Origin of the sequence: Bacillus sp. HMSC036E02 (genome assembly GCF_001836235.1) — a bacterium.
Taxonomy (GTDB): Bacteria; Bacillota; Bacilli; order Bacillales; family Bacillaceae_G; genus Bacillus_A; species Bacillus_A cereus.
Genome location: NZ_KV827842.1, coordinates 48,036 through 70,588, shown reverse-complemented (window position 1 = coordinate 70,588; position 22,553 = coordinate 48,036). Strand labels below are relative to the sequence as shown.

Here is a 22,553-nt window from a genome sequence, read left to right as displayed (position 1 = left end):
GTGTATAAAATGCAAGATAAAAATTTAGAACAAATTATTCATATGTATATTCAAGATCATGTAGGTATTGAATTTAATGATGATACTGAGATTTTTGAAGAAGGATTAGTTAATTCTTTATTTGCAATCCAATTGATGACTTTTCTTGAAAAAGAATTTGCCATAAAGGTAACTATGGATGACTTAGATATGGATAACTATAAGTCTGTAAATTCTATTGGTAATTTTATAAGAAATAAGCAAATGGTTCGGTAATGGACATGAAACAATACTTAGAGCCATCTCAATATAAAATGTATCAGAATTTTTCGGATTTTGTTTATGAAAATATAGAACCTTACGCTAATAGTTGGGAGATTGAACAGGGCATTCCATCAGACATAATAAAGACTTGTGCTAAAAATGGTTATTTAGGTGGAACACTTCCAGCAGAGTATGGTGGATTAGAATGGGATTATGTAACGTATGGGTTATTTACTGAAGCAATAGCAAGAGGTAGTGTCTCTCTTTCGGGATTATTTAATGTCCATACGATGGTAACAGAAACGATTTTAAAATGGGGAACAGAAAATCAAAAAAATCAGTGGTTACCATTACTTGCATCTGGTAATCAAATAGCTGCATTAGCCCTTACTGAACCTGGAGCAGGATCAGATTTAAATATGATTAAAACGAACTTCGATCAACACGGGGATAAATTAATACTTAATGGAGTGAAGAAGTGGATCACTTTTGGTGCAGCTGCTGATGTGTTTTTGGTATTTGGAAAACTAAATGGTGAACAACCAGTTGCCTGTTTAGTACCAAAAGATAGTGCGGGTGTAAATGTTACTCATATAAGAGACATGCTTGGATTTAAAGCTGCATATTTGGCAGAAATTGAATTCAATAATGTAGAAATACCTTTAGAAAATATCATTGGTAGACCAGGATTTGCTTTTACTTACCTTGCACCGTATGCTTTAGAATTTGGGCGTATTTCAATTGCCTTTGCTGCTCTTGGTGTATTACGTACTTGTTTAGAAATCTGTGGGAATCATGTATTACATAGAAGTGCATTTGGTAACTCTCTAATTGATCATGGCATGATTTCACATATGATTACGGATATGGGAGTAGATTTAGAAGCTTCTATACTCCTTAGTTTAGAAGCTTGTAAGGCCAAAAATGAACATCGAGCTGATGCTACTGAAAAGATTATGATTGCAAAATATTTTGCATCGCGCTCAGGTACAAGGCATTCAACGAATGCTGTACAGATTATGGGAGCACTTGGTTGTAATGATAATTATTCAATATCAAGGTGCTTTAGAGATTCCAAAACAATGGAGATCGTTGAGGGGAGTAATCAGATTCATCAGCTATTACTTGGTAAGGGATTTGCTAAAAAAGCGAAACGTGCCATTGAAAAAATACCTGTAACTAAAGGAGAGATACACCCCGGATGAGTACATGTATACAAAAGCTGTTTGAAGAACAAGTAGTCCGTACGCCAGATGAGGTTGCTGTTATCTTTAAAAAAGAAACATTAACCTATAAGGAATTAAATGAAAAAAGTAACCAATTAGCTCGTCTTTTACGTGAAGGTGGAGTTGGTCCAGATACAGTTGTAGGTATTATGGTAGAGCGATCTATCGAAATGGTTGTCGGAATTTTCGGGATATTGAAAGCGGGCGGAGCATATCTTCCGCTTTCCCCGAATCATCCATCATCACGATTACAATTCATTATAGAAGATAGCGGTGCTAAATTAATACTTACGCAAAAGCAAATCCTACATCGTTTTCAAGATAGTTTGAAGGCTGATATGTTGGCTTTAGATTCGATTTCCTATGAAGGAAAGAGTGAAAATCTAGAGTGTATTAACAAACCCTCTGATCTTGTGTACGTAATATACACTTCCGGTTCAACCGGAAAACCTAAGGGTGTTATGATTGAGCATTCGGCCTTAATAAATCGAATTGAGTGGATGCAAGAGGCTTATCCAATTAGTTCAAAGGATACTATATTACAAAAGACCCCTTATACATTTGATGTATCCGTATGGGAGATGTTCTGGTGGGCCATAGTTGGAGCCAAAGTATGTATTCTTGCGCCGGGGATGGAGAAGTTTCCACAGGCTATTATTGAGACAACTGAAAGTAATGACGTGACAATTATGCATTTTGTACCATCTATGTTAAGTGCATTTTTACACTATCTTGATGTGACAGGTGAAACTAACCGAATAAAATCGTTGAAACAAGTATTTGTTAGTGGTGAGGCACTACTGTCTCAACATGTAAACCGTTTTAATAAGTTGCTAAATTTCTCTAATGGTACACTTCTTACTAATCTGTACGGACCTACTGAAGCAACCATTGATGTGACTGCTTATGATTGTCCGACACATGAGATTACAGAAGGGAGCGTTCCAATAGGGCGACCAATTAAGAATATCGAGATGTTTGTTGTTGATAAATATGGTAATAAACTTCCTGAAGGCCATATAGGAGAATTATGTATCTCAGGTATAGGATTAGCACGTGGATATGTAAATAGGCCGCAATTAACGGCAGAAAAGTTTGTACAATATTCCCTTGATACCCGTATATATAAAACTGGTGACTTAGCTTTAATAAGATCGGATGGGAATATTGAGTTTCATGGAAGAATTGATTTTCAAGTTAAAGTTAATGGGCTTCGTATTGAGTTAGGGGAAATAGAATCGTGTTTAATGTCTTGTGAAGGAGTTTTACAATGTGCGGTAATTGTAAGACAAGAATCAGAGATGGTAGTTAAGTTAATAGCTTTCTATGAGTCAGAAAATGATATTGAGTTAGAGAGGTTAAAAAAATATCTTCGCTTATTTTTACCAGATTATATGATACCTAACCGTTTTGTACGTGTAAATGAAATGCCATTAACGGATAGCGGAAAGATAGATAGAAAAGCACTTGCCTTATTAGGTTCCGATAAATATTCACACCATACCACACTTGTAGGAGGTTCTGTTAATGAGGAAAGCAGTAAAGATTCATAAAGAAGATATTGAAGATGTAATCGCCCTTACACCAGTGCAGGAAGGTATTCTTTATCATTATTTGAAAGAATCCGAAGGAAAGCTATATCATGAAGAACTTCGACTTTGCTTAACTGGAAAAATTAATATTCCAAAGTTTGAAGAGGCGTGGAATTATGTAACGCGGGAAAATGAAATGCTGCGTACAATTTTTCGATGGGAAAAAGTTAAACAACCTGTACAACTTATACTAAAAGAGCATACTCCGAACATTATTTATAGTGATGGCAAAGTATCTAATGATACAGAAAGCTTTGATTTACAAACAGTTCCCTTTTCTATCGAACTGTGCCATTTGAACGAAGGCGAATATGAAATGGTTTTACGTCATCATCATATTTTGTTTGATGGTTGGAGTAATAGTATTATTTTACAAGAGTTTATTAAGGTATATCGAGAGTTAATAAAGGGAGATGTACCATCATCTATAAATAAAAAGAAATTTAAAGAATATATACTATGGCAACAAAAACAAGATAAATCAAAACAAAAGCTTTTTTGGGAACAATATTTAAATGAATTAACTGAACAAATAAATTTATCCAATAAAAATTCTAATCAACTAAAAAAAGCAAAAACATATGTAAAAGAGATAGATAAAGAGCAAAGTGATAGATTTCGAAGTTTTGCAAGTAATCAAGGTGTAACATTGGCTACATTATTTTATACAGCCTGGGGTCTATTATTACAAAGGTACAAAAATTCAGAGGACGTAATATTCGGTACAACAGTATCCGGGCGTTCAATTCCAATGCATGGTCTGAGTGAAATGGTAGGTTTATTTATTAATACACCACCACTTCGTGTAAGTGCTGATGGGAGAATGACTGTTTCAGATCTTTTACAAAGAATTCAAAGTGATGTCCAAAGAAGAACTGAATATGAAACGACTCCTATTGTTGATTTAAACGTGTCATTTGACACTATTATGGTAGTTGAGAATTACCCTCTTGATATAGAAAAGCTGAAAGAAATTGATGAAAGTGTAAGAATTTCAGGTTATGAAGTAAATGAAATGACCAACTATGATTTAACTGTATCAATAGAGTGTTTCGATTCTATTAAACTTGCAATGATGTGGCCTGAAGATCTATTTGATGAATCCATTATTACCAGTATAACTAACCATTTTATACAACTATTAGATTCAATGCTTTTAGATGAAGGACAACCAATACAAACTCTTAAGATGTTAGATGAGGCAGAAGAAAAGTTTTTGCTTCAAGGTGGTCAAAATCAAAGTGCTACATTCCCACACACAACACTTCATCAATTAATTGAGATGCAAGCTGAAAAGCATCCTGAGAGAGTGGCACTTACATTTGAGAATAGTGAGATGACTTATGGAGAATTGAATGAGCTTGCGGATAAAGTGGCATTTGCTCTTCTAAAAGAAGGTGTAACTTTAGATTCGCCAGTAGCTGTAATGTTGGATTACTCATTTAATATGATTATCTCTCTACTTGGTATTTTAAAAGCAGGTGGGGCTTATGTTCCAATTGATCCTGATTATCCGCAGGAACGCATTGATTTTATTCTTCAAGATAGTGGTTCAAATGTAATAATAACCTCAAATTTATTTGAGGATAAAGTTATATTTGATAGCACAAAGCTTTTTATTGAAGAACTCAATGAGACACCTATGCAAGATTTCGAGAGAGTAGATGTTGCCCCAAATAATTTAGCATATGTCATTTATACTTCTGGAACAACAGGACGTCCTAAAGGGGTTATGATTGAACATAGTAATGTAATACAACTTGTCATGCATCAACCAAATAGTTTTAAATTCTCTAGTAATGATGTGTGGTTACTATTTCATTCTTTCTGTTTTGATATGTCAGTTTGGGAGATATTTGGATCACTTACTTATGGTGGACGTCTTGTCCTGGCAACAAAAGAAACAATCCGTGATACGTATAAACTTGCTCAGTTGATTGCAGATGAGGGAGTAACGGTATTGAATCAAACTCCATCTGCATTCTATGTTTTTCAACAAGTAGTTGAAGAGATGCCTAAACTTGCTTTTAAAATTAGGTTAATTACATTTGGAGGGGAAATGTTGAAGCCAGGTTTACTGCAAAGTTGGTTTAAGCGTTCACCTAATACGGTCATAGTAAATATGTATGGAATAACTGAGACAACAGTACATGTTACTTATAAGGAAATTGGAGAAAAAGAAATGCACAGTAATCTTAGTGCTATAGGCGTGCCTCTTCCTACGTATTCGTGCTATGTATTTGACAAACATATGAATCCTACACCTAAGGGAATGCAAGGGGAACTTTATGTTGGAGGGTATGGAGTTGCACGGGGGTATCTAAATCGTCCTGAACTAAACAGCGAACGTTTTATACAGAATCCTTATGATCCAAGTGAAAGATTATATAGATCAGGAGATTTAGTCCGTATTCTTGAAAATGGCGAAATGGAGTATATAGGTCGTAGTGATCATCAAGTGAAGATACGTGGTTATCGAATTGAAACAGGAGAAATAGAACATCATTTACAACAGCATGCGGATGTGAAGGAAGCGGTAGTTTTATCTATTGCTTTTGGAGAGGAACAAGAACTGTGTGCTTATATACTAACTGATCAAGATATATCTCAAAATGAATTACGTTATTATCTTACTGACAAAATACCTTCGTATATGATACCTATGTATTTTGTACTTTTAAGTGAAATGCCATTAACTACGAATGGAAAAGTTAATCGTCGTGCTTTACCTAAGCCTACTAAGTTAGTACAACCAAATGATTTACTAGATGAGCTTGAAACAACGGTAGCTGATGTTTGGAAGGAAGTTTTGGGGGTAGAAAAAGTAGGGTTGTATGATAATTTCTTTGATGTTGGAGGGAACTCCTTAAAAATGGTTCGATTGTTCTCTCGTTTACGAAGCAAGTTTGAAAAAGAACTTACAATGCCTATGTTATTCCGATACCCAACGGTTCATGATCAAGCTTCCTATTTTAGAAGTGATAATGCTATGGAACACCAACTTGAAGAAGTTAAGAAAGAAAATCTCTTATCTATGAATAAAAATGATGTAGCAGTGGTTGGTATGGCGGTTCGTATGCCAGGCGCTTCTAATCTTAAGCAATTCTGGTCAAATTTAGAACAAGGGATAGAATCCATTCGTACATTTACAGATGAAGAACTTAGTGAGATGGGCATACCAAAAGAAGTGATTCAAAAACCTAATTATATAAAATCTAAAGGGTATTTAGAAGATGTAGATGCATTTGATAATGAATTTTTTGATTACAGTCTAAAAGAAGCTGAAATGATGGATCCACAACTGCGAATACTTCATGAATGCGCATGGGAAGCACTAGAACAAGCAGGTGAGGTTAATTCTTCTCATATGGATACAGGAGTTTATGTTGGAGGATCACCAAATTTCCACTGGCTTCGTTCTATTGCTAGTGAATCTTCAAATACATTAGAAGATTTCCAAGCAATGTTGTTAAATGAAAAAGATTTCTTTGCTACTCGATTGGCTTATAAATTAAATCTAAAAGGACCAGCGATTACAGTACAAACAGCTTGCTCTACCTCCTTAGTTGCTATTCAAAACGCATGGGCAGATCTTATTGATGGACGATGCGATATAGCTTTGGCCGGGGGAGTAAGTATAACTTATCCAACAAAAACAGGATATTTATATGAAGATGGTATGATTTTCTCACCAGATGGTCATTGTCGAGCTTTTGATAAGGATGCTCAAGGAACAGTGGGTGGAAATGGTGCTGGTATTGTAGTACTGAAAAGGTTGGAGGACGCTCTTCGAGATGGAAATTTAATACATGGAGTTATTAAAGGAGCTGCAGTAAACAATGATGGGTCCAATAAGGCTGGATTTACAGCGCCAGGGGTTGATGGACAAGCTGCTGTTATAAAATCGGCTCATGAAATAGCTGGTGTTAAGCCTGAAGAAATCTCATATATAGAAACTCATGGGACTGGTACGCAACTAGGTGATCCTATAGAAGTAGAAGCATTGAAGTTAGCTTTTGGTAAGCAAGAACCAGGTAGAGTTTTAATTGGATCAGTGAAGACGAACATTGGACATTTAGATGCTGCAGCAGGAGTTGGAGGATTTATAAAGACGGTCTTAGCTTTGAAAAACAAGAAAATTCCGCCGAGCCTTCATTATAATAACCCAAACCCTAGCATTGATTTTGGAAAAAATCCGTTTCGTGTAAATACGGAACTTATCCCATGGAAAGAAGAGGTAAGAAGAGCGGGTGTTAGTTCGTTTGGGATGGGTGGAACTAATGCACATATAGTGTTAGGGTCTGTTCCTGACAATGCTAAGAATTTTGAAAAACAATCTTGGAACTTATTAACTGTTTCAGCAAAAACAGAGGAATCCTTAGATAAAGCTACTAACGATCTATTATTGCATTTGAAGGAGAATCCAGAGATATCACTATCTGATACAGCTTATACATTACAAAAAGGTCGTCGTGAATTTCCATATAGAACTGCTGTAGTTGCTAATGGAATAGAGGATGCCATAGAAAAACTTGGTGATACGGGACTAGAGAAAACAAACGCAATGGAGAGTAGACCTTTAGCCTTTCTTTTTTCAGGTCAAGGATCACAGTATATCAATATGGGTAGAGATTTATATGAAAATGAACCTGTATTTCGTGAACACGTTGATCAAGGTTTAGCCTTACTCTCAAATTGGTTAGATATAGACATGAAAAATATTTTGTATCCTACAAAGGAGACAGAGGATAAAGCAACTGAACAGTTAAATAGAACTTCAATGACGCAACCTCTACTATTCACTATTGAATATGCATTAGCCAAGCTCCTAATGAATTGGGGAGTTTATCCAAGGGTCATGTTTGGCCATAGTATTGGTGAGTTTGTAGCAGCTTGTTTAGCAGAAGTAATGTCTTATGAAGATGCATTACATTTAGTAATGATTAGAGGGAAGTTAATGAATAGCGTACCAGAAGGCGCTATGCTAAGTGTAAATTTATCTGTTGAAGAATTAAAAACCTATATAACAGATGATGTAGATATAGCAGCTGTAAATTCCTCTCAATATTCAGTAATTTCTGGCACTGTACTTTCAATCAATAAGATTGAGGAATTACTTTTAAATCATGGAGTAAAGACAACGCGTCTATTTACTTCGCATGCTTTCCATTCTCGAATGATGGATGAAGTTCTAGATGCATTTGAGCAAGCTGTAGGAAATATAAAATTATCAAGTCCTAAAATACCTTATATATCTAATGTTACAGGTGAAATGATTACAGCAAATCAAGCCACATCACCTTCTTATTGGGCACAGCATCTACGAAGTACTGTTCAATTTTCAAAGGGATTATCTGAAATTTTTCATTTGAAAAATGTAATTTGCCTTGAGATTGGCCCAGGTAATGCATTATCAACTTTTGTATTAAAACATTTAAATAGAAGTAAAGATCAATTGGCTTTAAACATGTTACGTCATCCTCTGGATAAATCAAATGACTTCGAGCATTTATGCAAGCAAATGGGACGGTTATGGATGCAAGGTGGAACTATAAATTGGAATACTTTTAATAACAGTGAGAATAAAAGGTTATTAGATTTACCAACGTATCCTTTCATGAAAAAACGATTTAAAGCTGATCCATTTTTTAATACTCAATCTCAGAGTTTAACTCAGGAAACAAGAGGCCATAATAAACAGGCTAATATTAAAGACTGGTTTTATTTGCCTTCTTGGGAACGCAAAACATTAAAATCGATACAAATAAAGAAAGAACAAAAATATAAATGGCTTATTTTCAATGATCATCTAAATCGATTCAATCGACTGATAGAAAAATTAAAAAGAGAAGGTCATGATGTAATTGAAGTTAAAACAGGTGGTATTTTCTCTGAAAAATCCGACGGTTTATATACGATATGTCCATCTCAAAAAATGCATTATGAAATGTTATTTTCAGAATTAGAACAAAAAGATTTATTACCAAATAAGATTATACATGCTTGGAGCTTTAATCCAGTTAATGAGGTTATTCTCGATCAAGAGAGAATTGAACGATCAATGGATGAAGGATATTATTCGTTACTCTATATTGCACAAGCAATTGGGAAAATTAATTATGAGGGAGCATTACAGTTAAACATTTTTACTGACCGTATGTTTGAAGTTACAGGTACAGAGCTGAACTTAAAGCCAGAGCAAGCTACAATTCTAGGCTTTTCAAAAATATGCAATCTTGAGTTTCAAAATATAAAATGTCGTACCATTGATATGGATACAGATTCTCAACAAATGTTTGAAGAAGCGGGTTTAATGGAGAGTTTTGTGGATTCTACTGATATAGTTGTAGCTTATCGAGGACGTCATCGATGGGCGCAAACGATTATTCAAAGTCCTTTTGAGGAAGAAGATGTAGAAATTGATAGATTACGAGAGGGTGGCGTCTATTTAATTACTGGTGGACTTGGTGGAATTGGATTTGAAATTGCAAAAGATTTAGCTAATAGAGTACCAAATGTCAAACTTATATTGATTGGCCGCTCAGAGTTCCCACCTCGTAATCAATGGGAACAGTACTTAGAAAATAAAGACGAGCGTGTAAGCCGAGTTATTTCTGATTTGTTGACAATGGAGTCTCAAGGTGCAGAATACATGATCCTAAGTTCTGATGTTTCCAATCAAGATGATATGAAACAGGCAATTGAAAAGGCTAAATCTCGTTTTGGTTCTATTAATGGTGTAATTCATGCAGCAGGTGTCGCTGATTATCTAGGTATTATGATGAATCGTGAAAAAGAATCTAATAATAAAATTTTAGCTCCGAAAATTAAAGGTACACTAGTACTCGATGCTTTATTAAAAGATGAACCAATTGATTTCTTCGTGCTATGTTCATCAATTGGTAATGTGGCGTATCATATGAAATTTGGTCAGAGTGGTTATAATGCAGCGAATGAATTTTTAGATGCATTTGCGTTTTATAAGCGGGCTCATGATGGAGTGTTCACTGTAGCTATTAACTGGCCAGATTGGCAAGAGGTGGGTATGTCACTTAAGTCGGCTGAAATATGGGCAAAGCAATTTAATATGGATATGGAAAGTGTCTTACATGATGGTGTAACTGTAGAAGAGGGTTTAAAAGTATTCCGTAGTATTATCAATAGAAATCAACAACAAGTCGTGGTTTCTCCAATAGATTTACATTGGAAACTTTTAAATGGTGCCAACTATTATAATGAACTATTGGAAAAAGGAAGTAAGAATAGATTAAAGCAGAATCGTTCAGATGTTTCCACAACGTATAGACCACCAACTAATGAAATTGAACAACAATTATACGAATTATTAAAAGATATGTTTGGAATCGAAGAAATAGGAATTTACGATAATTTCTTCGATCTAGGAATGAGTTCTTTAGATCTTGTTCGTATTAATGCGAAATTAAAAGAAGCCTTTAAACGAGACTTACCTATAGTTGTTCTTTATGAGCATACGTCAATTAAATCTCTTGCTAAATATTTAAGTAATCAAGAAGTAAATAACAATTTAACAAATAAAAAAGAGTTATTGAAAGCGAAATCGGTTATGAAAAATACATTATCTGCTTTAAAAAGTAGAAAGTAGTAAAGGGAGGGGAACAACATGATTAATAAAGAAGTAGTTCCGTCAAAAGTTGAGTTTTGCTGGGGATTACCTGTTATTCCAACACCACAAACAAAAGAACTTCTAGAGGAATATGTTAATCAAGCTAAAAGAGCTGAGAAGAATAACTTTGACTCGGTATTGGTTTCTATTGCACCAACATCTGTTGATCCAATGATAGCAGCGTCTATGATTGGAATGAATACGGAGTTTGTAAAGATTTTGGTTGCGCAAAATACAAACCAGATGCTTCCTACCGTAACAGCAAAAGCATTGAATACTTTAAATAGTTTAATTGGTAATCGTGCAGATATTAACATTGTAACTGGAAGTGCCTCGCTTGTCCTTGCGCGTGATGGATTACCAGAACCGCACCATGTTCGATATGCTAGGACAAAAGAATATATTGAGCTGTTACAACAATTAAGACGAGGAGTAACTAGCTATAAAGGTGAGTTTTATCAAGTAGAAAATAGTGATATTTATCCAAAGGAAGATCTCTCTCGAAGTGCCCGCTACTTTGTAGCGGGGTCCTCCGAGGAGGCAATGAGAGTAGCTGCAGAGCATGGTGATGCTTATATACTTTATGCAACAGACCGCAAAAGTCTTAGAGAACACTATCAAACAGTTAATAATTACGCTAAGCAATATGGGCGCGAGAAAATTCCAGGTGCTATTTTAGTAGACATCATTGCTCGTGAGACTTCGGAAGAAGCATATAAAGAAGCATATGAATTACTTGAGAGAACACCAGCAGCCTTAAAGCGGATGACTAAGCTATTTTTAGATAATGCAGATTCTATTGGACTTCGCCGATACAAAGATTTAATTACAAAAGATAGTATGTGGATAGATGATCATCTTTGGGGAGGTCTAAGTTTAGTTAACCCATCTAATTCAATTTCTATTGTTGGTAGCTATGAGGAAGTCATCTCGACATTAACTGATTTTTGGGAAATAGGGGCAAATTATTTTCTTATTACTTCTCAGATTAGTGAGCATGAAATTGAACGTATTGGTCAAAATGTTGTGCAACCATTTAAAAAGAAAATTGAAAAGTTAATCCAAGTTAACTAAAAGAGGGCTAAAAATATGAAGTTAAACATATGGTTGAAGTTTATCATTTTAATGACTTTAATAGTACTCCCTTATCGACAGGTGGAAGCACAGGAAACGGTACAGTTTAATGAGAAGAAAATACAGAAGCATATAGAAGAACAAATATCTCAAGCGGGTATTCTTGGACTTTCAGTAGTAATTGTAAAAGGAAACGAAACGATTTATAAGAAGAATTATGGCTATGCCAATACAGACAAAAAACGTCAAGTTACGAATGAGACGCTTTTCGAGCTAGGTTCTACTTCAAAAGCTTTTACGGCATTAGCTGTATTGCAGCTAGAAAAAGAAGGGAAAATTAAACTTAGTGATTCTTTAACTAAATATGTTTCATGGTTTGAAATGGAGTATAAAGGAAAACCTTATGAAATTACACTTTATGACTTATTACACCATACTAGTGGAATACCGGAAAAGGCCATTGGATATATTCCTATAACCAATGGCAAAGATTCTATTGAGAAAACGATTAGAAATGTTATGCCAATAGGACTAAACCGAGAGCCGGGTAGCAGTTTTGAATATTCTACGGTTAACTACGATCTATTAGGCTTAGTAATCGAGAAGGCAACTAATCAATCATTTGAAAGATATGTTCAAGATCATGTGCTATCAAAGTTGGATTTATTGAGTACATACGCTGGACGAGAGATGGCCCCATTAGATAACATGGCCCAAGGTTACAAGCGTAATTTCTTACAATCATTACCCTATGACGCTCCTAATTATAGGGGGAATACACCGGCTGGATATTTTATTTCAAATATAAATGATATGGAAAGATGGTTAAAATTACAGCTTGGGGTTGAAAAGCCTAGGATGTTTCCGGAGGAATTGATTAACGATTCTCATAAAGCGAATAGAAAGGTTGCCCCAGATAGCAATGGAGCTTCATATGCAGCTGGATGGGAGGTCTATCAAAGTGGTGGAGGGGAAATTTCACATGGTGGAAGTAACCCAAATTATTCATCGTATATTGGTTTCCGTGATGAGGAACAGATAGGGGTCGTAGTATTAGCAAATCTGAATAGTAATTACACTTACTATATCGGTAGCAGTCTTTTAAATATGATGATAGATAAAGAAGTTAAACCGTTACTCTATGATGAATATAAGAAAACGGATCAATTAGGAACAGCCTTATTTGTGATCTCATCTTTGTGTTTACTAACGTTATTGGTCATGTTATTTCATTTAATCAGGGAGATTATTTTTAGAAAAAGAAAGTTTATATTACCAACGGGAAAAACATGGTTACATATGGTATTAGTTGTTGCGATATATGGGCTAATGATTTATGCACTTTATCAACTACCAAATCTCTTGTTTGGAGGGCTTCCGTGGACATTTATAAAAGTTTGGGCTCCTTCAACTGTTGTACTTGCAATATATGCAATTGCTGGGGTGGGTTTGGCCTATGTTATCCATACATTCTTAAATCTTTGTTTTCCAAGACAAAAGGGAAAGTCGCTTTTGACTTTAATTGTTTTGGGATTAATATCAGGATTTGGTAATGCCTTTCTCATTTTTGTGATTAATGAAACGTTTGTTAGATCAAATAATTTGGAAAATGGCTTGTTGTTTTACTTTGTACTTGGAATCGTTATGTATATCTTTTCACAACGTATTATTAGAACTAGCATTGTATCGTATACAAACGAGCTAGTTTATGAAAAAAGGATGGAATTAACAGATAAGTTGTTACAGACTCCTTATTACAAATTGGAGTTGATTGAGAAGGGCCGAATAGAGGCGACATTAAATAACGATACGGAAGTTATCTCTCGTTCTCTCAATCTATTAGTTACTGCTGGAACAAGTTTATTAACGTTACTATTTTGTTTTCTCTATCTTGGTGTAATGAATATGTATGCCTTTTTACTATCCTTGTGTATCATCTTTATTACTGCAGGGGTATATTCTTTGATCGGACGACAAGCAGATAAAGTTTGGAATGAAACAAGAGATATTCAGAATGTATATTTTCGTTTGATTGGTGATCTAAGGCATGGTTTCAAAGAGCTTAGGCTTCATACTGGAAAACGAAACGATTTTCGAGAAGTTATGAATGAAAGCTGTAATAACTATCGTGTTAAACGAACGATAGGAGATATTAAATTTGCAAATGTGTTTGTTCTGGGAGAACTATTATTCATTTTTGTTATTGGTATTGTAGTTTTCGTATTTCCAGAAATTTTTGTTAATATGCCGAAAGAGACGATAAGTAACTATGTAATCGTTTTTCTGTATATGACAGGTCCAGTTAATGAAATACTGGGCGGTATCCCTCAGCTCGTAAATGTACGTATTTCTTGGCAACGTATTCAACAAATGGTGAAGAGTGTAGATCATATAAAGGCAAATGAGCAAATCGCGACAACAAAAGAGTACTTAGATGTGCCAATTTGTTTGCAGCTACAAAATGTAAGTTATAAGTATAAGAATAAAGATGGAGATTTTACTGGTTTTGGTATTGGTCCAATAGACATGGAGTTTAATTCTGGAGAAATAGTCTTTATTGCTGGTGGTAATGGGAGTGGAAAATCTACTTTATCAAAACTGATTACTGGGTTATATGAACCTAATGAAGGTAACATTTTATTAAATGGAAAAGAAATAGCTCCAGAGGAATTGAATCAATACTATTCAGCTATCCTGAGTGATTTTCATGTTTTTGATAGGCTATATGGAATTAATACAGAAGGAATGAAAGCAGAAATCGATCATTATTTAGAACTTCTCCAACTGAGTGACAAGGTTGGCATTGAGAATGGGCGCTTTACTACTACGCAACTATCAACTGGACAAAAGAAAAGGTTGGCATTGCTGGTTACGTATTTGGAAGATCGACCTATACTTTTATTTGATGAATGGGCAGCGGATCAAGATCCTGGTTATAGACGCTTCTTTTATGAAGAATTGTTACCTCAAATGCGAGCGAAGGGTAAATGTATTATTGCTATTACTCACGACGATCAATATTTTCATTTGGCAGATAAGCTTATAGTGATGGAGATGGGAACTGTGAAAATGAATAAAACAAAGGAGGCATTATCATGAGTAAGGAAATTAAATGTGTTGTTTGGGACTTAGATTGTACAATTTGGGATGGTGTTTTATTAGAGAGTGGTACAGTTACTTTAAAACCTGGAATTTATGAAATTATATGTGAATTAGATCGACGTGGAATACTGCAATCAGTTGCTAGTAAAAATAACTACGAAGATGCAATAGCTAAATTACGGGAATTTGGAATAGAAGAGTATTTTTTATATCCGGAGATTCATTGGAACTCTAAATCTAGTTCCATTGAGAAAATTAGAAAAAATTTAAACATAGGTATTGATACTTTTGCGTTCATTGATGACCAACCTTTTGAATTAGAAGAAGTACAGAGTGTTCATAATGATATTCTGTGTATACATGTAAATGAATATAAGTCGTTATTAGACTTGCCACGACTACAACCAAAAAGAATTACAGAAGATTCACGTCGTCGAAGACTGATGTATTTAGAAAATCTTAAGAGAACGAAGGATGAAGAAGAATATGAAGGCCCAAAAGAAGAATTTTTAGCTTCACTTGGGATGAATTTTGTGATTAGTGAGGCTCGTGAGGAAGATTTGCAGCGTGCAGAGGAGTTAACAGTACGTACGAATCAATTAAATTCGACTGGTATTACCTATGATTATGATGAATTAAACTATTATCGTAATCATCCAGATTATTTATTATTAGTTTGTGAGTTATCAGACAAATATGGCTCCTATGGGAAGATTGGTTTAACACTTGTAAAAAGGACGGAGGAAGCCGACTGCCTAAAACTTCTTCTCATGTCTTGTCGTGTAATGTCCCGTGGCGTTGGTACTATACTCCTCACATATCTAATGGAAAGGACAAAACAGGCAGGTAAACGCTTTTTGGCTGAGTTTCGACAGACTGACCGTAACCGTATGATGTTTGTTACGTACCGATTAGCTGGATTTAAGGAAACTAGCAACGAAAATGGAATATTAATTTTAGAACATAATCTTGAGAATATAAATCCTTATCCTCACTATATTAATATACAATTTCCGGAAACACCAACGGATGTGGATAGAGGGGAAGTGGAAATATGCAACAAACAATTGTAAAGCATTCTCTTACGCATCCACAAAAAAGAGTTTGGTATAATGAACAAATTTATCCAAACACATCTATGTATAACATCGGAGGGATGGTTCTTATTAATGGGGAAATTAATTTTACAATTTTAGAAAAAGCAATTCAATTATTCATTAAGAAAAATGATGGTTTACGTCTACGGATTTTTCAACAACATAGAGAACCCCACCAATATATATCACCATTTGAACCTACACCAATACGTTTAATTGATTTTTCTAATCATCATAATCCAAGTTTAGAAGCTAGAAACTGGGCCCAGGATGAATTTCAAAAACAAATTCCCCTTGAAGGAGGCCCTCTGTTTGAATTTGTGCTCTTGAAAATAAGTGATGTAGAAAGCTCCTATTTTGTTAAGTTTCATCATATTATAGCTGATGGTTGGACAATCCAACTTATGACGAGTCAAATTATCGATTTTTACTCTAAGTTAAAGAATGATGAGCATATAAATGATACGGTTGAATCTACTTATCTGTCTTATTTACAAGCAGAGGAGAAATATCTGGAATCCCCTCGATACGTAAAAAATAAGAATTATTGGAATGAGAAATTTATGAATCTGCCAGATTTCTTTTTATCAAAAACATCTCATTCTCTAGAAGGGAAACGAAAGATATTTTTAATTGAAAAAGAAAAATCGGTTGCTCTACAGTCTTTTATACAAAAACATAGAATATCTATGAATACATTATTTTCAACCTTTATGCTTATTTATATTCATAAAATGTATGATCAATCAGACATAATCATTGGATCTCCTGTACTAAATCGTTCCGGTGTACTAGAAAAGAAAATAGTAGGTATGTTTACTAGCACAATGCCGTTACGATTAAATGTGGATGAAGATGAGAGTGTTCTATCTTTCATTAAAAGAGTAAATCATGAAATAAAACAATGTCTATTTCACCAGCGTTATCCTTATAACTTATTGGTAAAAGACTTGCAATTGACTAGTAAAGGATACGATGGTTTATTTCAATATAGTGTGAATTACTATAATACAAAACTTAAAAATACTATTGATGGATTTTCTTTAGAAAACGTGGAGTTTTACAGTGGTTACCAAGCCTATTCATTGCAGTTAGTTATTAAGGAATGGGCAGATGAAGGTTTAGAAATTCAATATGATTATAAAGTTGCGGATTTTGAAGAAGATCAAATCAATTGTATGCATGAAAGGTTTTTAGCTTTAATAGAACAAGTTTTACGTAATGAAGATCAATCGATAAAAGAATTATCTTTGTTATCGGATGATGAGCAAAAGTTTATGCTAGAGAAATTTAACAATACAGCTGTTGTGTATCCGAAAGAAAAAACTATTCAAGAATTATTTGAAGAACAAGTAAAACAGACACCAGAAAAAATAGCAATTCAACATGCTAATAGATCAATGACTTATCTTGAATTAAATAAGAAATCTAATCAGTTAGCAAGAAAGTTACGAGAAAAAGGAGTCAAAAATGGTCAAGTCGTGAGTATACTAGCTAAACATTCACTTGAGATAGTAATTGCAATTTGGGGAGTTATTAAGGCTGGAGGTACATATTTGCCTATAGATCCTTCCTACCCAGAGGACCGAATTCGTTATATTTTGAATGATAGCGGCACAACATTACTTTTAACTGACTATACAAATGAGGGTAATTTAGAATATTTAGGTGAGAAAATTAATATATGTGATCAGAAACTTTATGAAGGAGATAATGCCAATCTAAACCTAGTAAATGCACCAAATGATCCAATATATATAATTTATACCTCTGGAACCACGGGGAATCCTAAAGGAACTGTAATCACTCAATGTGGATTGGTTAACTATATTTCCTGGGCTAAAAAGAACTATATTAGTAGTGAAAATGATGTTTTTGCATTATATTCATCCGTTTCTTTTGATTTAACAGTAACTTCAATATTCACTCCTTTAATAAGTGGTTTATTGTTAGTAATATATCATGATAATGAAGATGAGTTTATTTTGTCAAAAATACTCAAGGAAAATGTAGTAACAGTGTTGAAAGTTACGCCTTCACATTTAGCATTGTTAAATAACTATTCACCCCCAAGAGTTTCATCTCTTCGCAGATTGATTGTGGGTGGAGAGGATTTGAAAACCTTAGTAGCCGAAAAGATATATGATCTTTTTAGCGGTAAAGTTGAAATAATTAATGAATATGGACCAACTGAAACTGTGGTTGGATGTATGATTCATCGTTATGATCCAGATCTAGATCGAAGAGCATCCGTACCAATTGGTACACCAGCTGATAATGTTCAAATATATTTATTGGATAAGAATCTTCAGCCGGTTCCTATTGGTGTAAAAGGAGAAATTTATATATCGGGTGATGGGGTAGCTAAAGGTTATTTAAATCGTCCGGATTTAACAGCGCAACGTTTTTTATCCAATCCATTTATTTCGAGTGAGAAGATGTATCGAAGTGGTGACTTAGCTGTCATGTTGCCAAATGGATTAATTGAGTATCAAGGACGGATGGATTCTCAAGTGAAAGTTAAAGGATATCGTATTGAAATAGGGGAAGTTGAGAATGCACTGTTACAACACAATTCTGTTAAAGATGTAGTAGTGGTGAATTGGCAAGATGAGGATAATTCAAATCATCTAGTTGCTTACATTGTTTTGAAAGACAGTGTTCAAAATATAGAAATACGCAGTTTTATTTCGCATATGCTACCAAGTTATATGATTCCTTCATTTTTTATCTATATGGATCAGCTACCGCTTACTATCAATGGAAAGGTAGATCGTCAAGCGTTGCCAGATCCGATGTTAAATAACGGTTCTAATCATACTCATTTAGAAGAAGTAGATGAAGATGTTACTGGAATGGTTAGTGAAGTTATCAAGGAAATATTACAGACTGATAGAATCGAATTGCATAGTAATTTTTATCATTTAGGTGGAGATTCTATTAAAGCGATCCAAGTGAGCGCTAGATTACAAGAACTGGGATGGAAAGTTAGAGTTAAAGATGTACTAAATTATCCAGTTGTAAGTGAATTGGCAGCAATGTTAGTTAAACAAAAAGATGTTACAGTCTCACAAACATTGGTAACAGGAAAGGTAGAGCCTACTCCTATTATGCGTTGGTTCCTTAATCAACAGTTTAAGAACCCGCATCATTGGAATCAATCGGTATTACTGTCTTTGAAGAAGCCGGTTAAAGAAGAATATGTTAATAAGATGTTAAATATGATCATGCATCATCATGATTTGTTACGGTTAAGGTATGAGGATAAGCAGGATTACTTCTATTATGACGAAGATATGTCCATTGTTGATTCTAAGGTTACCATGTTTGATTTGTCTGAAATTCCAATTCAAATGGCTTTGAATCAGGTTCATATAAAAGGTGAAGAGTTAAAAGGAAGTTTAAATTTGAATGTAGGACCATTATTTAAAGGGGCCTTATTCCAGCTTTCAAATGATCAACAGTTGTTATTATTAACTGCACACCACCTTATTGTTGATGCTGTGTCCTGGCGTATTTTAATTGAAGATGCAAACCGATGTTTGAATAGCTTGTATTTAGGAGAAGTTCCATCGCTACCATTAAAAACTAACTCTTTCCAAGATTGGTCTGAAGCTTTAAATAGTCGAGGAGTTAATTTAGTACATGCTGAATTAGATTATTGGGAATCCATAGATAACACGCTAGATAATAATTTTCAAATTAATAGAGAAAAAGAAAATAGTACTGTTGAAAGTTGTACGACTCTTACCTTTACATTGAATGCAGATGATACAAGAAAACTATTAACTACTGCAAATGTGCCTTACAATACACAACCAATGGAGTTGTTACTTGCTGTGTTGACAGAAAATTTAGGTAAATATACAAACCAAGATCAAATTAAATTTGAGTTAGAAGGTCATGGTCGAGAGGAATTATTTGAGCATCTTGATATTTCACGTACAGTAGGGTGGTTTACAACGATGTATCCTATTGTATTACAAGTTTCACATAATATTGCTAATCAAATAAAGAGTGTTAAAGAAGAGGTTCGTAAAAGACCTAATAAGGGAATTGGATATGGAATTCTTAAAGAGAAGTTTCCTTCTTGCAAAGATTTAACTCAAAATATAATTCGTTTTAACTATTTAGGAGAGATAGATAATTCTCTCGGGGATGGATGGTTTACTATTGTTGATTATCAAAGTGGCAGTGAACAATCAAAAGATAATCATATTACTGCATTATTGGATATTGTGGCCATGGTTAAGAATAAAAGCTTAGAAATTCATGTGACATTTAGTACAAGTCATTTTCAAAAGAATTTTGTAGAAAATTTATTTTCAGATTATCTAGAACGACTACAGACATATATCCAATCCTGTTGTCAAATGCAAACAAAAGAATTTACTTCATCAGATTTTGAAACCTTAAACCTTAGTGATGAAGAAATTGATAATTTGTTTGATTAAACAACTATTTGATGAAAATTTTATTTAATAAAGGAGAAGTCACTTGAGAAAATTAATGAAAGATTTATCGCCAGGATTGAATAGTAACAAATATTTGGTTTGTGTTCCTTATGCTGGGGGCTATTCGAATTCTTTTTTACCTTTAAAGAATTATTTACCGAAAGATATAAAACTTATTTCATTTGATCCTCCAGGCCATGGTCCTAATCTTTCTCCACTAGTTGATAACATAGATGATCTTGTTAATTTATATTTAATGGAGATGCAACCAATTTTAGAGGGAGAGGTTACATTATTTGGCCATAGCATGGGAGGAATTATAGTTCACCGTATGGCTCAAATTTTAGAAAGTAAGGGCATAAATCCTAAAAATGTTATTATCTCTGCTATGAATCCACCGGAAATAAGAAGAAAAACAAATCATTTAGATGATAAAGACTTTATAGATTATATAAAGTCTTTGGGAGGATTACCGGATGAAGTATTACAACATCAAGAGCTTTTAAACTATATCCTTCCAGTTATTCGATCAGACTTTCGTGCCATTGAGAATTATATAAATGATGACACAACATTGTTGAAAGCGCCCCTATATATTATTAGTGGAACAACAGACTCTAATTATACAGTAAAAGGGGCTAAGAAGTGGGTAGAATGGGGCAATGAGGTTCATTTTCTAACAGTTAATGGTGGTCATATGTTTTTACTACATCAAGCTGACATCGTGGGCGAGTTAATTATGAAAATACTAGATAGGGTAAAATCTGTGAAGTAAAAAAATTAAGAGATGTATCTGAGTAAGAGAAAAGTGCATTTCTATGCTTTATGTGAAACTTCTATCGTTAAAGTAGCAATCTAATTGGTCGTTATTGGGAGTTTTATTACTGAGGAAGAAAACTCCCAATGACGAGTATGATTGTGCCCCCTCATGATAAAACGGATAGGTCTATGGGGAACATAACCACTAAATATGTAGTATTTAGTATCAATATCATAGAGAATGGTGGGAAGAAAAAATGCTTGATAAATTTACCCAGCAGGTTTTATTATCTAGTGAAAAATTTAAAAAAGAAAAAGAATATTGGTTAGACAAGTTATCAGGTGATGTTGAGTTAAGTAGATTTCCTTGTGATTGTCTGTCTTTAAATAATATTCAGGCTTCTAAAGAAAGTTATTATTGTCAATTCCCATCGGATATTGCGAAGAGAGCTGTAGCAATTAGCAATAATTCTGATATGTTACTGTACACTATTTTATTATCAGGTGTGAAATATCTCTTAAGTAGATATACCGATAAGGATGATGTAGTAATTGGAATGCCAGTTTTTAAACAAGGTCAAGAAGAGACGGTTTTTCAAAACAACTTTTTATTATTACGTACTCAAATAAATCAAGAAGATAATTTTAAAGAAATAATATATAAAATTAAAGAAACAATTTTAGAGTCAAATGAACATTGTCATTTTCCTTTTAATAAACTTACTCAATTATTAAGTCTAGATGGAGAGAGTAATAATCTTCCCTTATTAAATACAATAGTAATGTTAGATGATATTCATTGTTATGAGAGTACAGATAAAATAAACTCTGATATGGTTATTAGGTTTATGAAAAATGAAGAACAGTTAAAGGTTCAAGTGGATTACAATTCTACTTTATATAGTGAAGGATTAGTTAGTAGAATAGTTAATCATTTATATAATATTTTAGATATATTAATGAAAGATCCAAATAAATCTGCAATGGATCTAGATGTAATGCCTAAAACAGAAAAGAATCAAATATTATTTGATTTCAATCATACGACTAGAGTTCATAAAACATTACTTTGTGAGACTGTAACAGCTCCTCAATTATTTGAAGAGCAGGTAAAACAGAATCCTAATCAAATAGCGATTGTATGTAATGGAAAAGAAATTACATATAAACAATTAAATATAAAAGCTAATCAGTTGGCGAGAAGGTTATTAGACCAGGGAGTTAAAAGAGAATTCATTGTTGGTGTGATGATGGAACGCTCTATTGAGATGATTGTAGGCATATTAGGTATCTTAAAAGCGGGTGGGGCGTATTTACCGATTGATACCGAGTTACCAAAACAAAGAGTGGAATATATGCTG

The 22,553-nt window shown here is 34.0% G+C and carries 10 protein-coding genes; all 10 read left to right on the top strand.

Going from position 1 to position 22,553, the window contains the following annotated elements; all coding sequences use genetic code 11:
* Positions 1–9 precede the first annotated feature (9 nt).
* Complete coding sequence (locus HMPREF2590_RS12615) at positions 10–255, top strand: acyl carrier protein (RefSeq protein ID WP_001152970.1); 246 nt, start codon at positions 10–12, stop codon at positions 253–255.
* On the top strand, positions 255–1,448 hold the full coding sequence (locus HMPREF2590_RS12610) for an acyl-CoA dehydrogenase family protein (protein ID WP_000367340.1): 1,194 nt from the start codon (positions 255–257) through the stop codon (positions 1,446–1,448). Before HMPREF2590_RS12615 ends, HMPREF2590_RS12610 begins: the two co-directional genes overlap by 1 nt.
* Positions 1,445–3,022 carry a zwittermicin A synthase ZmaJ gene (zmaJ, locus tag HMPREF2590_RS12605; RefSeq protein ID WP_002099041.1) on the top strand — a complete coding sequence of 526 codons (1,578 nt, stop codon included), beginning with the start codon at positions 1,445–1,447 and terminating at the stop codon, positions 3,020–3,022. The genes HMPREF2590_RS12610 and zmaJ overlap by 4 nt, the downstream gene beginning before the upstream one ends.
* The gene (locus HMPREF2590_RS12600) at positions 2,997–10,685 is read left to right on the top strand and encodes a hybrid non-ribosomal peptide synthetase/type I polyketide synthase (protein ID WP_070861430.1); all 7,689 of its coding nucleotides are present in this window, start codon (positions 2,997–2,999) and stop codon (positions 10,683–10,685) included. Before zmaJ ends, HMPREF2590_RS12600 begins: the two co-directional genes overlap by 26 nt.
* An 18-nt stretch (positions 10,686–10,703) precedes the next feature.
* Positions 10,704–11,780, top strand: coding sequence for an LLM class flavin-dependent oxidoreductase (locus HMPREF2590_RS12595; RefSeq protein ID WP_000608546.1), 1,077 nt, complete (start codon positions 10,704–10,706; stop codon positions 11,778–11,780).
* Between the two features lie 15 nt (positions 11,781–11,795).
* Positions 11,796–14,879, top strand: a complete 3,084-nt coding sequence (locus HMPREF2590_RS12590) for a cyclic peptide export ABC transporter (protein ID WP_070861428.1) — start codon at positions 11,796–11,798, stop codon at positions 14,877–14,879.
* Entirely contained in the window at positions 14,876–15,955 is a 1,080-nt protein-coding gene (locus HMPREF2590_RS12585) for an HAD-IIIC family phosphatase (protein ID WP_000031545.1), read from the top strand. The genes HMPREF2590_RS12590 and HMPREF2590_RS12585 overlap by 4 nt, the downstream gene beginning before the upstream one ends.
* A complete protein-coding gene (locus HMPREF2590_RS12580) occupies positions 15,937–20,433 on the top strand; it encodes a non-ribosomal peptide synthetase (protein WP_070861427.1) in 4,497 nt (1,498 codons plus the stop codon). The genes HMPREF2590_RS12585 and HMPREF2590_RS12580 overlap by 19 nt, the downstream gene beginning before the upstream one ends.
* A gap of 43 nt (positions 20,434–20,476) precedes the next feature.
* Positions 20,477–21,208 carry a thioesterase II family protein gene (locus tag HMPREF2590_RS12575; protein WP_001228849.1) on the top strand — a complete coding sequence of 244 codons (732 nt, stop codon included), beginning with the start codon at positions 20,477–20,479 and terminating at the stop codon, positions 21,206–21,208.
* A 241-nt stretch (positions 21,209–21,449) separates the two neighbouring features.
* Positions 21,450–22,553 (top strand): condensation domain-containing protein (locus HMPREF2590_RS12570; RefSeq protein ID WP_141763537.1); only part of this gene is annotated, 1,104 nt, incomplete at its 3' end.

Coding starts and splice junctions, on each gene's coding strand:
- HMPREF2590_RS12615 (WP_001152970.1), top strand. CDS start 10: ATGCAAGATAAAAATTTAGAACAAATTATTCATATGTATATTCAAGAT.
- HMPREF2590_RS12610 (WP_000367340.1), top strand. CDS start 255: ATGGACATGAAACAATACTTAGAGCCATCTCAATATAAAATGTATCAG.
- zmaJ (WP_002099041.1), top strand. CDS start 1,445: ATGAGTACATGTATACAAAAGCTGTTTGAAGAACAAGTAGTCCGTACG.
- HMPREF2590_RS12600 (WP_070861430.1), top strand. CDS start 2,997: ATGAGGAAAGCAGTAAAGATTCATAAAGAAGATATTGAAGATGTAATC.
- HMPREF2590_RS12595 (WP_000608546.1), top strand. CDS start 10,704: ATGATTAATAAAGAAGTAGTTCCGTCAAAAGTTGAGTTTTGCTGGGGA.
- HMPREF2590_RS12590 (WP_070861428.1), top strand. CDS start 11,796: ATGAAGTTAAACATATGGTTGAAGTTTATCATTTTAATGACTTTAATA.
- HMPREF2590_RS12585 (WP_000031545.1), top strand. CDS start 14,876: ATGAGTAAGGAAATTAAATGTGTTGTTTGGGACTTAGATTGTACAATT.
- HMPREF2590_RS12580 (WP_070861427.1), top strand. CDS start 15,937: ATGCAACAAACAATTGTAAAGCATTCTCTTACGCATCCACAAAAAAGA.